Source organism: Streptomyces sp. NPDC004266, assembly GCF_042874095.1.
Taxonomy (GTDB): Bacteria; Actinomycetota; Actinomycetes; order Streptomycetales; family Streptomycetaceae; genus Streptomyces.
In genome coordinates, this window is sequence record NZ_JBIAMM010000001.1 from 608,516 (window position 1) to 620,895 (window position 12,380).

Genomic DNA, 12,380 nt, shown 5'->3' on the forward strand with positions numbered 1-12,380 from the left:
GGCATGGGTCACTGGTTCTCCCGGAACATCGTCGAGCCGGGCAAGCTCCCGATGCTGCTCGCTCTGACCTCCTTCGTCCTGACATTCCTGGTCACCCGCACCGTCACCCGGCTCATCCGGGCGGGGAAGGGACCCTTCCGGAACGTCTCCTCGGGAGGCCTCCACATCCATCACGTCGTACCGGGCGTCGTCCTCACGATCCTCGGCGGATTCGGCGCGGTGGCCAGCGACCGGCACGGCCTCGGCGGGGCCGTCTTCGCGGTCGTGTTCGGCATCGGCGCGGGGCTCGTCCTGGACGAGTTCGCGCTCATCCTCCACCTCGACGACGTGTACTGGTCGGAGGACGGCCGCAAGAGCGTCGAGGTGGTCGTGCTCACCGCCGCCCTGGTCCTGCTCGCCCTGAGCGGCTTCTCGCCGCTCGGCGTCAACGACATGACGGCGGAGGAGCGCCAGGACCGGGCCGCCTTCATCCTCACCATCGCGCTGAATTTCCTCATCGTCCTGGTCACCCTGATGAAGGGGAAGCTCCGGATGGCCGTCTTCGGGATCCTGATCCCGTTCGTGGCGATCATCGGCGCCGTCCGGCTGGCCCGCCCCGGCTCCTGGTGGTCCCGGCGCCTCTACGGCCGCCGCCACCGGGCCAGGGCCCGCTCCCGGATCCGCGCCTACCGCCACGACAGGCGCTGGACCAAGGTGCGGCGCCGCCTTCAGGACCTGATCGGCGGCTTCCAGGAGCGCGTGCCCGGCCGGGGCTCGACACCGTCCTGACCCCGCCCGCGCCGGGCCCGGACCGCGATCAGGACGAGGACGGCGGCGATCGCCGCGATGTGCTCCTTGCCCGCCAGGTTCGCCTTGACCGCCACCTCGACCACCATCGCGAGGACCACCAGCGCACCCGTCCACCGCGCCCCGTACCGCCAGCAGACGTAGACGGCGAGGCCCACCACGGCCGCCGAGGGGCCGGTGTCGACGACCTGCGCGTCGGAGGCGGGCAGTCCGAAGGGGCTGTCCGGGCCGAGGGCGATGCCCACGCGCGCGTAGAGCGTGCCGGCCAGCGTCGCCAGATAGGCGACGGCGAGCGTCCGCCACCGCCCCAGGCAGATCTCGGCGATCCCGAACACCAGCAGGACCTGGGCGAGGGCGCCCCAGACGGGCAGGTCGAGCGCGGGCACGAACAGCGACAGCGGCGTCCGCAGCAGCGCGAGCCACAAGGGGTCCTCGGCCCGTACGGAACCGATGTCCTGGACCGGCCGATAGCCCCAGTCCTGGTTCTGCACGATCTGTAACACGGCGGTGAGGCAGACGGCGGTCAGCGTCATCGGGACCGCCCTCCACCTCCTGGTGACCAGCGCCGTCCGTACGGTGGTGAACAGCGGCCCCCACTCGCGGCGGGCGAAATCCCTCGGGGCCCCTCTCAACGCCCGCTCTCCAGGTGTCTGCGGTGCATCCACTTCGGCAGACCGGGGGCCTCCAGGAAGCCCTCGGCCCGCCCGGCCGCGAGGCCGATGCGCAGCAGGTCCGCACTCTTCTCGAAGAGCATGAATCGGGGCTCCCAGATCGGTCGGTACTTGGCGTTGGCGCGGTACAGCGACTCGATCTGCCACCAGCGGGAGAAGAAGCTGAGCAGCGAACGCCACATGCGCAGCACGGGTCCCGCCCCGAGCTTCGAGCCACGTTCGAAGACGGAGCGGAACATCGCGAAGTTGAGCGAGACCTGGGTGATCCCGATCTCCTTGGCCCGCTGGAGGAGTTCGATGACCATGAACTCCATCAGGCCGTTCTCGGAGTCCCGGTCACGGCGCATCAGATCGAGCGAGAGCCCCCGCGGCCCCCAGGGCACGAAGGACAGCAGCGCCCGCAGCTCGCCCTTCTCGTCGGTGCACTCCAGCATCACGCAGCGGCCGTCCCTGGGGTCGCCGAGCCGGCCGAGCGCCATCGAGAAACCGCGCTCGGTGGCCCCGTCCCGCCAGTCGTCCGCCTTGCGCAGCAGCTCGGCCATCTCCCCGGCGGGAATGTCCTCGTGGCGCCGGATCCGGACCTCGTACCCGGCCCGCTTCACCCGGTTGAACGCCTGCCGGACCGTCCGCATCGCCCGGCCGTCCAGGGTGAACTCGTCGGTCTCCACGATCGCCTCGTCGCCCAGCTCCAGGGCGTCCAGACCGTGCCGGGCGTAGATGACCCCCGCCTCCTCGCTCGCGCCCATCACCGCCGGGATCCAGCCGTGCTCGCGCGCCTCGGCGAGCCAGGGCTCGATGGCGCCCGGCCAGGCCTCCGGGTCGCCGATCGGGTCGCCGGAGGCGAGCGAGACGCCGCCCACCACCCGGTAGGCGATGGCCGCCTTCTCGCTCGGCGACCACACGACGCTCTTCTCGCGGCGCAGCGCGAAGTAGCCGAGCGAGTCGCGCTCGCCCTGCTTGTCGAGCAGGAGCCGCAGCCGCTCCTCGTCCTCCTCGGTCAGCGGGTCGACGGCCCGCCGGGAGCGGAAGGCGGCGAAGAGCACGGCGAAGAGCAGCAGCGTGGACAGGACGTTGATGGTGACGTCGACCCAGCCGGGGGTGTGGATGCCGGTGAAGCCGGACTCGTCGGAGGCCAGCGTGGCCAGCCGCATCAGGCCGTACTTCCAGCGGTCCATGAAGGTGGAGTGGCCGGTGGACTCGTTGGTGACGGTCACCAGGAGGGCGGCGAGCAGCGAGGTGACGAGCAGTCCGCCGACCGCCACCCCCGCCGCCAGCCTGGGATTGGAGCGGTCGCCCTTCGCGTAGAACTCCTTGCGCCCGAGCAGCAGCGCGAGGAAGAAGGCGGCGGTGAGGATCAGCGAGATCCAGTTCTGGGCGTGCTGCCGGATCTCCGGGAAGAGCATCACGAGCGCGAAGAGCAGCAGGAAGAGACCGCTGAGCACCAGGTTCAGGATCCACGCGGCCCGCTTGCGGCGCCGCATGGTGATCGCCAGGAAGAGCGTGAAGACACCCGAGGCGAAGCCGGCGGTGAGCATGTACGGGGTGAAGTAGTCGTCCTCGTTGTGGCGGCGCAGGTCGTTGCCGAACGAGACCCACACGGCGCTCAGGAAATTGATGAACGTGACGACACGCAGGTACCAGACGGCGAAAGCGGCGCCGCGCCGCGAACGGGCGGTCGTGCCCCGGGGTGCTGCATCGGCAGACAAGCGGACTTCTCCCATGAAAAGCGATCATATGGGGCAGTGCTTGCGGTACGGAGACCGCCCGGGGAGGGTCACGCGCGCGTCGTGCGCGACCACCCCGGGGACGACCGTTCTCTTCCGCCCGTCCTCAGGCCTCCGTGGCGCCGTCGGCGTCCGCGGTGTTCGGATCCGGACGTTCGGGCAGCTCCGCGGCGAACGCCGCCGCGGCCTGGACGAGGGGAAGCGCGAGCAATGCCCCGGTTCCCTCACCCACATGGACGCCGTGATCGAGCAGCGGGTTGAGCGCCATCCGGTCCAAGGCCTTCGCCTGCGCCGGCTCCCCGCTCACCTGGCCCGCCAGCCACCAGTCCGGCGCCCGGAACGCCGCCCGCTGCGCCACCAGCGCACAGGCCGCGCCCACCACCCCGTCCAGGATCACCGGCATCCGCCGCACCGAGGCCTGCAGCAGGAAGCCGGTCATCGCCGCCAGATCCGCCCCGCCGACCGCCGCGAGCAGCGCCAGCTGGTCGCCCAGGACCGGCCGGGCCCGCCGCAGTGCGTCCCGGATCGCCGCGCACTTGCGCATCCACGCCAGATCGTCGATCCCGGCACCGCCCCGCCCCGTCACCACCGAGGCGTCCGTCCCGCACAGCGCCGCGATCAGCGTGGCCGCCGGGGTCGTCCCGCCGACGCTCAGATCCCCGAGCACCACCAGATCGGTGCCCGAGTCCGCCTCCTCGTCGGCGATCGCGATGCCGAGCCGGACCGCCGCCTCGGTCTCCTCGACCGTCAGCGCGTCCGCCACGTCGATCCGGCCGCTGCCGCGCCGCACCCGGTGCCGCACCACCTCGGCGGGCAGCAGCTCCGGCTCGCAGTCCAGACCCGCGTCCACGACCCGCACCGGCACGTCCATCGAGCGGGCGAGGACGGCCACCGGACTCACCCCGTCGAGCACCGCCCGCACCAGCTCGTGCGCCGTGCCCGCCGCGCGGCCCGACACGTCCAGCGAGGCCACCCCGTGGTCGCCCGCGAACAGCACGACCTTCGGCTGCCCGATCGCCCGCACCTTGACCGAGGCCTGCGCCGCGGACAGCCACTCGCCCAGCTCGTCCAGCCGCCCGAGCGCCCCCGGCGGCACGGTCAGCCGCTCCCTGCGCTCCTCGGCGTCACGCCGTATCCCGCCGTCGGGGCGCTCGATCAGATCGGAGAAGTCGTCCAGGTTCAAGGGTTCCGCCTAGTGACAAGTCAGCGAGGGCCATCAGCGATCGGAACCCTACCCGCGCAGTACGAGCGCCTGCCCCGCGACCACGAGGACGACCTCCTCGCACTCCTCCGCGAAGGACGCGTTCAGCCGCCCCAGCTCGTCCCGGAACCGGCGGCCCGCCGCCGTCGCCGGCACCACCCCGGAGCCGACCTCGTTCGTCACCGCCACGACCGTACGGCGCGTCGCCCGCACCGCCGCCACCAGCTCCGCCGTCCGCTCCCGCAGCGCCGCCTGCCCGCCGTTCGCCCAGGTCTCGTCGTCCCACGCGCCCACCCGGTCCATGGCGTCCGTCAGCCACAGCGACAGACAGTCCACCAGCAGCGCCGGACCGTCCTCCACGAGCAGCGGCACGAGCTCGCAGGTCTCGGCCGTACGCCACGAACCCGGCCGCCGCTCCCGGTGCAGCCCGACCCGCTCGGCCCACTCCGGGTCGCCCTCCCGGGTGCCGCCCGTCGCCACGTACAGCACCTCGGGGAAGGTCTCCAGGCGCCGCTCGGCCTCCACCGACTTCCCCGACCGGGCCCCGCCCGTCACCAGGGTCCGCCGGGGCACCTCCGGCACCTCGTGGTAGTCGCCGACGTACAGCGTCGTCCCGTCCGGCACCGCCCGCGCCCCCGCCGCCGCGAGCCGCCGGTCCAGCTCGGCGCCCGTCGGCACGTCGTGGTCCAGGTGCACCGCGATCACCTCGGTGGCCGGACCCACCGCCCCGACCGCCCGCAGCCGGGCCAGCCCGTCCGGCCGCCCCGTCACATCGGCGACCACCACGTCGTACGGGTCGAGGTGGGCGTCCGTCAGCCCGGCGACCGCACCGCCCGGCGGCAGGTACAGCAGCCGCTCGCCCTCGGCCGAGGTCACCTCGTACCCGGTCCCCGGGGAGTCCATCGGCACGGCCCGCACCCGGTGCCCGCTGATCAGCGTCAGCTCCCGACCGTCCGGCACCCGCCCGGCCGTCGGGAGCCCCGCGGGCACCTCGACGGCGGGCCCGTCGTGCGGATGCGTCAGCAGCACCTGCCGCACCCCCACCAGCGAATGCCCCGACCGGGCCGCCGCGAGCGCGGCCCCCGGGGTCAGATCGAGCAGCAGGGCCCCGTCCACGAGCAGCGCGGTCGCGGCCCGCGCACGCGGCCCTCGGGAGAGCGCGCACACGGCGCAGGGGCAGTCGGGGCGGGGGAGGCCGAGCGGGGCGCCGGTGCCGAGCAGAGTCAGTTCCACCCTCAGATCCTCCCGCGCCACCGCGAGGCGTGCGCGCCCGGCTACGCTGCGGGCAGGAAACCGATCATCCGGTGAGCTCCAGGAGGCTTGCATGGCATGGACGTGGCGGTTCGAGAAGTCCGACGGCTCGGAGGTCGAGCCGGTGGTGACCCCCGAGGAGTTCACCACCCAGGGCGACGCGGAGAGCTGGATCGGCGAACACTGGCGTGACCTCCTGAGCGGCGGCGCGGACCAGGTGACCCTCTCGGAGGACGGCACGAAGATCTACGGCCCGATGCCCCTCGACGCGGAGGGCTAGAACACGGGGGCGCGGGCCCGCCCCGCGCCCCTCGTTGCGGGCTGCGCCCGCTGGGGCTGCGCCTCCCCCCGTTGTGGGCGGTCGCCCACACGGCGGTGGGCCGGGGCACCGCGCCCCGCAGGGCGCGGCCCGCACGGGCGGGGCGGCACCACCACACGGGCGCGAGCCCACACGGCGGGTCCTACATCTCGCCCAGCGTCACGTCCGTCTTGTGCGTCGTCCCGTCCCGCACGTACACCACCGTCACCACGTCCCCCGGCTTCATCGAAGCCAACGCCTCCGAGAGCGACGTGATCGTCGTGATCTCGGCGTCGCCGAGGCGCGTGATCACGTCCCCCGGCTTCAGCCCCGCCTTCCCGGCCGCCCCGTCCGCCGGCGCCTCGACCACCGCGACGCCCGCCGGCTTGTAGCCGTCGTCGAGGACCGTACGGCCGGTGATGTTGAGGGCCGCCCTCCCCGAGTCCGTCACCTTGCCGGTCCTGACGATCTGGTCCGCGATCGTCCGCACCATCGACGCGGGGATCGCGAAGCCGATGCCGGGCGCCGAGCCGCCGCCCAGCTCGGGGTCGGTCGCGGCGAGCGTGGGGATGCCGATGACCTCGCTGTCGAGGTTCACGAGGGCGCCCCCGCTGTTCCCGGGGTTGATCGCGGCCGAGGTCTGCACCATGTTCCCGATGGTCGCGCCGGTGCCCCCGCCGGTCCGTCCCTCGCTGACGGTCCGGCCGGTCGCCGAGACGATGCCCTGGGTGACGCTGCCGGACAGGCCCAGCGGGGAGCCCATCGCGAGCACGATCTGGCCCATGTCGACGGTGGCCGAGTTCCCGAACTTCGCCGCCCTCAGGCCCTGCGGCACGCTGTCCAGCTTGAGCACGGCGAGGTCCTGCTCGGGGTAGGAGGAGACGAGCCGGGCCGTCACGGGCCGCCCGCCGGTGGCCGCCGTGACCTTGAAGCTCTTCTCCTGGCCGACCACGTGCGCGTTGGTGACGACGTGCCCCTTGGCGTCGTAGACGACGCCGGAGCCGAGGCTGTTCGTGGCCTCGATCTGGACGACGGACGGCAGGACGTTCCTGATGACGGTCTGGTAGTCGTCCTGGAGCTCGTTGGCGGCGAGCGGCGCCGCCGCCTGGGTGGACCGCTCCGGGGCGGAGGCGTCCCCGTCGGCGGAGGAGCAGCCGCCGGTCAGCGCGACGGCACAGGCTCCCGCCGTGAGGGGGAGGAGGACACGACGGGGACGGACACGGTCACGGGCGCGGGCACGGGAGACGTCCATGTCCGGAGTATCCGATTCCGCCCCGCCCCCGGCCCGGCGAGCGCACCCGATCAGGGGTGTGCGACCGCCCTCGTCAGCCCCGTACCCCGCACAGGTGCAGCAGCGCCGCGAGCCGGCGGTACGGCTCCGTGCGCCCGGCCCGGTCCTCGGCGGCGAGCAGCCGCTCCAGCTCCTCGGCGGCGGGCAGGCCCGCGTCGGCGGGGACGTCGTCCGTGAAGACCCGCACCCCGTACCAGGCGTGCAGCGGCGCCGCGATCCCCGCGAGCGTCGCCGTGAGCGCGTCCAGCCGGTCGGCCCGCACCTTCACGCCGTTGTCGTCCGTGTAGACGTCGGAGTCGAAGGCCGCGAGCGCCCCGGACCAGTCCCCGGCCAGTCCCGGCCGCATGGCCAGGGCCTCCGCGTTCCGCACCACCAGGGACAGCAGGCCGCCGGGGGCCAGCATCCGGGCCAGGCCCGCGAGCAGCGCGTCGGGCTCGTCCGCGTACATCAGCACGCCGTGGCAGAGGACCACGTCGAAGCTGCCGGGCAGGAAGTGCACCCCGGTCTCGCGCCCGTCGCCCTCGATCAGCCGGACCCGCTCGCGGATCCCGGCGGGCTCGGTCGCCAGCGACTCCCGGGCCGCCTTGAGGAGGTCCGGATCGGCCTCCAGGCCGGTCACGGTGTGCCCGGCCCGGGCGAGGCGCAGGGCCTGGGTGCCCTGTCCCATGCCCGCGTCGAGGATCCGCAGGCGCTGGCCCACGGGATAGCGGGCGGATATCTGCTCGTCGAGCTGACGGGCGATGACCTCCTGCCGGATGGTCTCGCGCAGCCCGCCGTGGGCGGCGGGCCAGTGCGCGACGACGGGCAGCACGGGGCCACCCGACTCCGACGTGGCCTCGCCGAAGGCGCGCCCGTCGAACTCCGAGCTGTCGGCGCTCAGGGCCGCTCTCCGCGCTTGACCTGCGGCTTCGGCAGACGCAGTCGGCGCATCTGGAGCGTGCGCATCAGGCCGTAGGCGATGGCGCCGCGCTTCGGCTCGTTCGGGAAGCGCTCGTTCAGCTGCTTCCGGAGACGGATCCAGATGCCGATCGAGTCGATGACGATCAGGACGATCACACCGAGCCACAGCAGCAGGGAGATGTTCTGCAGCCCCCGGTTGGCGTTGCCGAACAGCGACAGCACGAGGATCACCACGGCCATCGGCAGGAAGAACTCGGCGATCGCGAACCGCGAGTCGACGAAGTCGCGCACGAAGCGGCGGACCGGCCCCTTGTCGCGGGCGGGCAGGTAACGCTCGTCGCCGCTGGCCAGCGCCTCGCGCTGGCGGGCGAGGTCCGAGCGGCGTGCCTCGCGCTGGCGCTTGGCGGCCTCCTTGCGGTCGGTCGGCACCGTCGCGGCGCGCCGGCGCTGGGACTGCGCATCGCTCCGCTTCGGGGTCGGGCGGCCCTTGGGGGCCTCGGGGTCGCGGGGCTGCTTGGTGGAGAGGTCCGCCGTCACCTTGTCGGTGGGGGCCTTCTCGTCCTTCGAACGGCTACGGAACACAAAACCCAAGGGTACGGGGTGGCGGGCATGAACCCCATGCGGGCCGGGAACGATCCGCTAACGGACTGCGTCTTCGGGCGTACGTACGCGAGGACGGGTCAGGTCTCCCCGAGATCCACCTACTCCCTGCGCGGGAGGAAACTCCACGCGCAGTCGTCCTTGGGGAGGAGCGCATCCCGCTCCGAACAGTGCGGTAATGGAGACAGGGCCCGTACTGTGGATCCTGTTGGAGAGCTGGAGCCGAAGTCCGTCAGAAGGGGGCGCGCGAAGCCCATGAGCGGTGTCATGAAGCGTATGGGGATGATCTTCCGCGCGAAGGCGAACAAGGCCCTTGACCGGGCCGAGGATCCGCGCGAGACGCTCGATTACTCCTACCAGAAGCAGCTGGAGCTGCTGCAGAAGGTGCGGCGCGGCGTCGCCGACGTCGCCACCTCCCGCAAGCGGCTCGAACTCCAGCTGAACCAGTTGCAGGGCCAGTCCGCCAAGCTGGAGGACCAGGGCCGCAAGGCCCTCGCCCTCGGCCGCGAGGACCTGGCGCGCGAGGCGCTGTCCCGCCGGGCCGCGCTCCAGCAGCAGGTCAGCGACCTGGAGGTGCAGCACCAGACGCTGCAGGGCGAGGAGGAGAAGCTCACCCTCGCCGCCCAGCGCCTCCAGGCCAAGGTGGACGCCTTCCGCACCAAGAAGGAGACCATCAAGGCGACCTACACGGCGGCCCAGGCGCAGACCCGGATCGCCGAGTCCTTCTCCGGCATCTCGGAGGAGATGAGCGACGTCGGCCTGGCGATCCAGCGGGCCGAGGACAAGACCGCCCAGCTCCAGGCGCGCGCGGGCGCGATCGACGAGCTGCTCGCCTCGGGCGCGCTCGACGACCAGTCGGGCCTGGCCAAGGACGACATCCAGGCGGAGCTCGACCGGCTCTCCGGCGGCACGGACGTCGAGCTGGAGCTCCAGCGGATGAAGGCCGAGCTGGCCGGTGGTCCTTCGGCGCAGCAGCAGGCCATCGAGGGCGGTGGCGCGGCCGCGCCGCAGGACCGCACCCAGCAGCAGTCCCCGCGCTTCGAGAAGTAGGCGACAGACAGGACGCGTCATGATCGTACGGATCATGGGAGAGGGCCAGTGGAAGCTGGCCGACAGCCACTTCGTCGAGCTGAACAAGCTCGACGACGAGCTGCTCCAGGAGATGGAGGCGGGGGACGAGGACGGGTTCCGGCGCACGCTGTGCGCCCTCCTCGACGCCGTCCGGCGGATCGGTGAGCCGCTGCCGGACGAGGCGCTGGAGCCTTCGGAACTGATCCTCCCGGCTCCGGACGCGAGCCTGGACGAGGTCCGCGAAATGCTCTCCACCGACGGCCTCATCCCCGGCTGACGCCCCCGCCGCCCCCACGTTGTGGGCGGTCGCCCCGCCGGGGCGGTGCCGCCCTCGCCCCCCGTTGTGGGCAGGCGTCCCGCCCCAGCGGGACGATCGCCCACACGGCGGGTGGCGGAAGGGGCACCGTCCAGCCGGGCACGGGCGGGGCACCGCCCCGTAGGAGAAGGCCCCGGTACCGGTCGCTCGTCCCGCAGGCACCCGTACCGTTGTCTCCCGTGAACCCCACCGGCCCCGCCACCGGCACCCCCTACGCCCGTCTCCGCGACTGGTTCCGCGCGCACCCCCTCGCCTTCGACGCGGTGATCGCCGCCGGCTCGCTCGTCGCGATGGTCGCCGGGTCCTTCACCGATCCGCACGGCAGCCCGGACGGGCCGACCTTCGGGGACCGCACGCCCGACGCGTGGAGCGTGGTCGCCATGATCGCGGGGGCCGCCGCGCTGGTGATGCGCCGGCGCAAGCCCTTCGCGGTGCTCTCCTTCACCGTCGTGGTCACCCTCTTCGAGCTGATCGACGACAACCGGCCCGCCCCGATCGCGATGAGCGCCGTCGTCGCGCTCTACACGGTCGCCTCCCGCACCGACCGGCCCACCACCTGGCGGGTCGGTCTCGCCACGATGGCGGCGCTCACCGTCGCGGCCATGGCCTTCGGCCCGACCCCCTGGTACGCGCAGGAGAACCTCGGCGTCTTCGCCTGGACCGGCATGGCGGCCGCGGCCGGGGACGCCGTCCGCAGTCGCCGGGCCTTCGTGGACGCCATCCGGGAGCGGGCCGAGCGGGCCGAGCGGACCCGCGAGGAGGAGGCCGGGCGGCGGGTCGCGGAGGAGCGGCTGCGGATCGCCCGCGACCTCCACGACGTCGTCGCCCACCACATCGCCCTGGTGAACGTGCAGGCCGGGGTCGCCGCGCATGTCATGGACAAGCGCCCCGACCAGGCCAAGGAGGCCCTCGCGCACGTCCGCGAGGCCAGCCGCTCCGCCCTGGACGAGCTGCGCGCCACCGTCGGCCTGCTGCGCCAGTCCGGCGACCCGGAGGCCCCCACCGAGCCCGCCCCCGGCCTCGCCGTCCTGGACGGGCTGCTCGACAGCTTCCGCAAGGCCGGCCTCCCCGTCACCCTGGCCCGCGCCGACGAGGGGCTGACGCTGCCGGCGACCGTCGACCTCGCCGCGTACCGGATCGTGCAGGAGGCCCTGACCAATGTGCGCAAGCACGCGGGCCCGGACGCGAAGGCCGAGGTGAGCGTCGTCCGGGTGGGCCGTACGGTCGAGGTCACCGTCCTCGACGACGGCGCGCCCCCGGCCGATCCGCTCCCGCATGCCGACCCGCCCCCGGCCGCCGAGCAGCCCCCGGCCGGCGGCCACGGGCTGCTCGGCATGCGGGAGCGGGTCGGCGCGCTCGGCGGCACCCTCACCGCGGCGCCCCGCTACGGCGGCGGCTTCCGCGTGCAGGCGATACTGCCGGTGACGTCCCGCACGGGGAAGGACGGGGAGGACACATGACGATCCGGGTACTGCTCGCCGACGACCAGGCCCTGCTCCGCAGCGCCTTCAAGGTCCTGGTGGACTCCGAGCCCGACATGGAGGTGGTCGGGGAGGCGCCCGACGGCGACGGGGCGGTCGCGCTGGCCCGCTCCACGCGGCCGGACGTCGTCCTGATGGACATCCGCATGCCGGGCACCGACGGCCTCGCCGCCACCCGGATGATCACGGAGGACCCCGAGCTGGCCGACGTGCGGATCGTCATGCTGACCACCTTCGAGGTCGACGAGTACGTCGTGCAGTCGCTGCGCGCCGGCGCCTCCGGCTTCCTCGGCAAGGGCGCCGAGCCGGAGGAGCTCCTCGGCGCCATCCGGATCGCCCACGCCGGCGAGGCGCTGCTGTCCCCGGCCGCCACCAAGGGCCTGATCGCCTCCTTCCTCGCCCAGGGCCCGGGCGCGGACGCCGCGGGAGCGCCGGGCGGGGCCCGCGCCGAGCGGCTCGCCGCGCTCACCGCCCGGGAGCGCGAGGTCCTCGTCCTCGTCGCGGGCGGTCTGTCGAACGACGAGATCGCCGAGCGGCTCGACGTCAGTCCGCTCACCGTGAAGACGCACGTCAACCGGACCATGGCCAAGCTCGGCGCCCGCGACCGGGCCCAGCTGGTGGTCACCGCGTACGAGTCCGGTCTCGTACGTCCCCGGGTGGAGTGAGCGCGTACTCCAGACGCGGTATGCGCGGCGTAAGGAAGTGGACCCGGGGGCCGAGGACTTCCGGCCGCGGATGGCAGATCGTATGGACGGGGGGCACCTCCGGCGGATCCAGCGGGTCCGGGCCG

General features: G+C 73.3%; 13 protein-coding genes. 6 read left to right on the plus strand and 7 right to left on the minus strand.

From position 1 onward, the window contains the following. Positions 1–3 precede the first annotated feature (3 nt). Positions 4–768: a hypothetical protein gene (locus ACFYUZ_RS02710; protein WP_389305658.1), complete on the plus strand. Its 765-nt coding sequence runs from the start codon at positions 4–6 to the stop codon at positions 766–768. Here the strand turns inward: ACFYUZ_RS02710 and ACFYUZ_RS02715 are convergent. The 4 genes from ACFYUZ_RS02715 to ACFYUZ_RS02730 all read right to left on the minus strand — a co-directional run bounded on the left by ACFYUZ_RS02715 (position 708) and on the right by ACFYUZ_RS02730 (position 5,615). Beyond that, the gene (locus tag ACFYUZ_RS02715) at positions 708–1,451 is read right to left on the minus strand and encodes a hypothetical protein (protein WP_389305660.1); all 744 of its coding nucleotides are present in this window, start codon (positions 1,449–1,451) and stop codon (positions 708–710) included. The two genes, ACFYUZ_RS02710 and ACFYUZ_RS02715, sit on opposite strands and share 61 nt — an antisense overlap. Continuing rightward, entirely contained in the window at positions 1,415–3,178 is a 1,764-nt protein-coding gene (locus ACFYUZ_RS02720) for a phosphatidylglycerol lysyltransferase domain-containing protein (RefSeq protein WP_389305662.1), read from the minus strand. Before ACFYUZ_RS02720 ends, ACFYUZ_RS02715 begins: the two co-directional genes overlap by 37 nt. Positions 3,179–3,287: 109 nt before the next feature. Then, positions 3,288–4,364: a nicotinate-nucleotide--dimethylbenzimidazole phosphoribosyltransferase gene (cobT, locus tag ACFYUZ_RS02725; protein WP_389305663.1), complete on the minus strand. Its 1,077-nt coding sequence runs from the start codon at positions 4,362–4,364 to the stop codon at positions 3,288–3,290. A gap of 48 nt (positions 4,365–4,412) precedes the next feature. Further along, the gene (locus ACFYUZ_RS02730; protein WP_389305664.1) at positions 4,413–5,615 is read right to left on the minus strand and encodes a bifunctional adenosylcobinamide kinase/adenosylcobinamide-phosphate guanylyltransferase; all 1,203 of its coding nucleotides are present in this window, start codon (positions 5,613–5,615) and stop codon (positions 4,413–4,415) included. 91 nt (positions 5,616–5,706) lie between these two features. On the opposite strand from ACFYUZ_RS02730, the gene ACFYUZ_RS02735 reads away from it, so the two are divergent. Beyond that, positions 5,707–5,913 carry a hypothetical protein gene (locus tag ACFYUZ_RS02735; RefSeq protein WP_093876479.1) on the plus strand — a complete coding sequence of 69 codons (207 nt, stop codon included), beginning with the start codon at positions 5,707–5,709 and terminating at the stop codon, positions 5,911–5,913. A gap of 181 nt (positions 5,914–6,094) precedes the next feature. Here the strand turns inward: ACFYUZ_RS02735 and ACFYUZ_RS02740 are convergent, their stop codons facing one another. The 3 genes from ACFYUZ_RS02740 to ACFYUZ_RS02750 form a co-directional block, all read right to left on the minus strand. After that, positions 6,095–7,183, minus strand: a complete 1,089-nt coding sequence (locus ACFYUZ_RS02740; RefSeq protein ID WP_389305666.1) for a S1C family serine protease — start codon at positions 7,181–7,183, stop codon at positions 6,095–6,097. Between the two features lie 73 nt (positions 7,184–7,256). Continuing rightward, positions 7,257–8,033: a class I SAM-dependent methyltransferase gene (locus ACFYUZ_RS02745; protein WP_389305668.1), complete on the minus strand. Its 777-nt coding sequence runs from the start codon at positions 8,031–8,033 to the stop codon at positions 7,257–7,259. Positions 8,034–8,098: 65 nt separating this feature from the next. After that, positions 8,099–8,704: a DUF3043 domain-containing protein gene (locus ACFYUZ_RS02750; protein ID WP_389305669.1), complete on the minus strand. Its 606-nt coding sequence runs from the start codon at positions 8,702–8,704 to the stop codon at positions 8,099–8,101. A gap of 273 nt (positions 8,705–8,977) precedes the next feature. On the opposite strand from ACFYUZ_RS02750, the gene ACFYUZ_RS02755 reads away from it, so the two are divergent. The 4 genes from ACFYUZ_RS02755 (at position 8,978) to ACFYUZ_RS02770 (ending at position 12,255) form a co-directional block, all read left to right on the plus strand. Then, positions 8,978–9,772, plus strand: coding sequence for a PspA/IM30 family protein (locus ACFYUZ_RS02755; protein ID WP_030691877.1), 795 nt, complete (start codon positions 8,978–8,980; stop codon positions 9,770–9,772). Between the two features lie 19 nt (positions 9,773–9,791). Continuing rightward, positions 9,792–10,070, plus strand: coding sequence for a hypothetical protein (locus ACFYUZ_RS02760; RefSeq protein WP_389305671.1), 279 nt, complete (start codon positions 9,792–9,794; stop codon positions 10,068–10,070). A gap of 218 nt (positions 10,071–10,288) precedes the next feature. Next, positions 10,289–11,569, plus strand: coding sequence for a sensor histidine kinase (locus ACFYUZ_RS02765; RefSeq protein ID WP_389305673.1), 1,281 nt, complete (start codon positions 10,289–10,291; stop codon positions 11,567–11,569). Then, positions 11,566–12,255: a response regulator gene (locus ACFYUZ_RS02770; RefSeq protein WP_389305675.1), complete on the plus strand. Its 690-nt coding sequence runs from the start codon at positions 11,566–11,568 to the stop codon at positions 12,253–12,255. The genes ACFYUZ_RS02765 and ACFYUZ_RS02770 overlap by 4 nt, the downstream gene beginning before the upstream one ends. Positions 12,256–12,380: the final 125 nt, after the last annotated feature.

Coding starts and splice junctions, on each gene's coding strand:
- ACFYUZ_RS02710 (WP_389305658.1), top strand. CDS start 4: ATGGGTCACTGGTTCTCCCGGAACATCGTCGAGCCGGGCAAGCTCCCG.
- ACFYUZ_RS02720 (WP_389305662.1), bottom strand. CDS start 3,178: ATGGGAGAAGTCCGCTTGTCTGCCGATGCAGCACCCCGGGGCACGACC.
- ACFYUZ_RS02735 (WP_093876479.1), top strand. CDS start 5,707: ATGGCATGGACGTGGCGGTTCGAGAAGTCCGACGGCTCGGAGGTCGAG.
- ACFYUZ_RS02740 (WP_389305666.1), bottom strand. CDS start 7,183: ATGGACGTCTCCCGTGCCCGCGCCCGTGACCGTGTCCGTCCCCGTCGT.
- ACFYUZ_RS02755 (WP_030691877.1), top strand. CDS start 8,978: ATGAGCGGTGTCATGAAGCGTATGGGGATGATCTTCCGCGCGAAGGCG.
- ACFYUZ_RS02760 (WP_389305671.1), top strand. CDS start 9,792: ATGATCGTACGGATCATGGGAGAGGGCCAGTGGAAGCTGGCCGACAGC.
- ACFYUZ_RS02770 (WP_389305675.1), top strand. CDS start 11,566: ATGACGATCCGGGTACTGCTCGCCGACGACCAGGCCCTGCTCCGCAGC.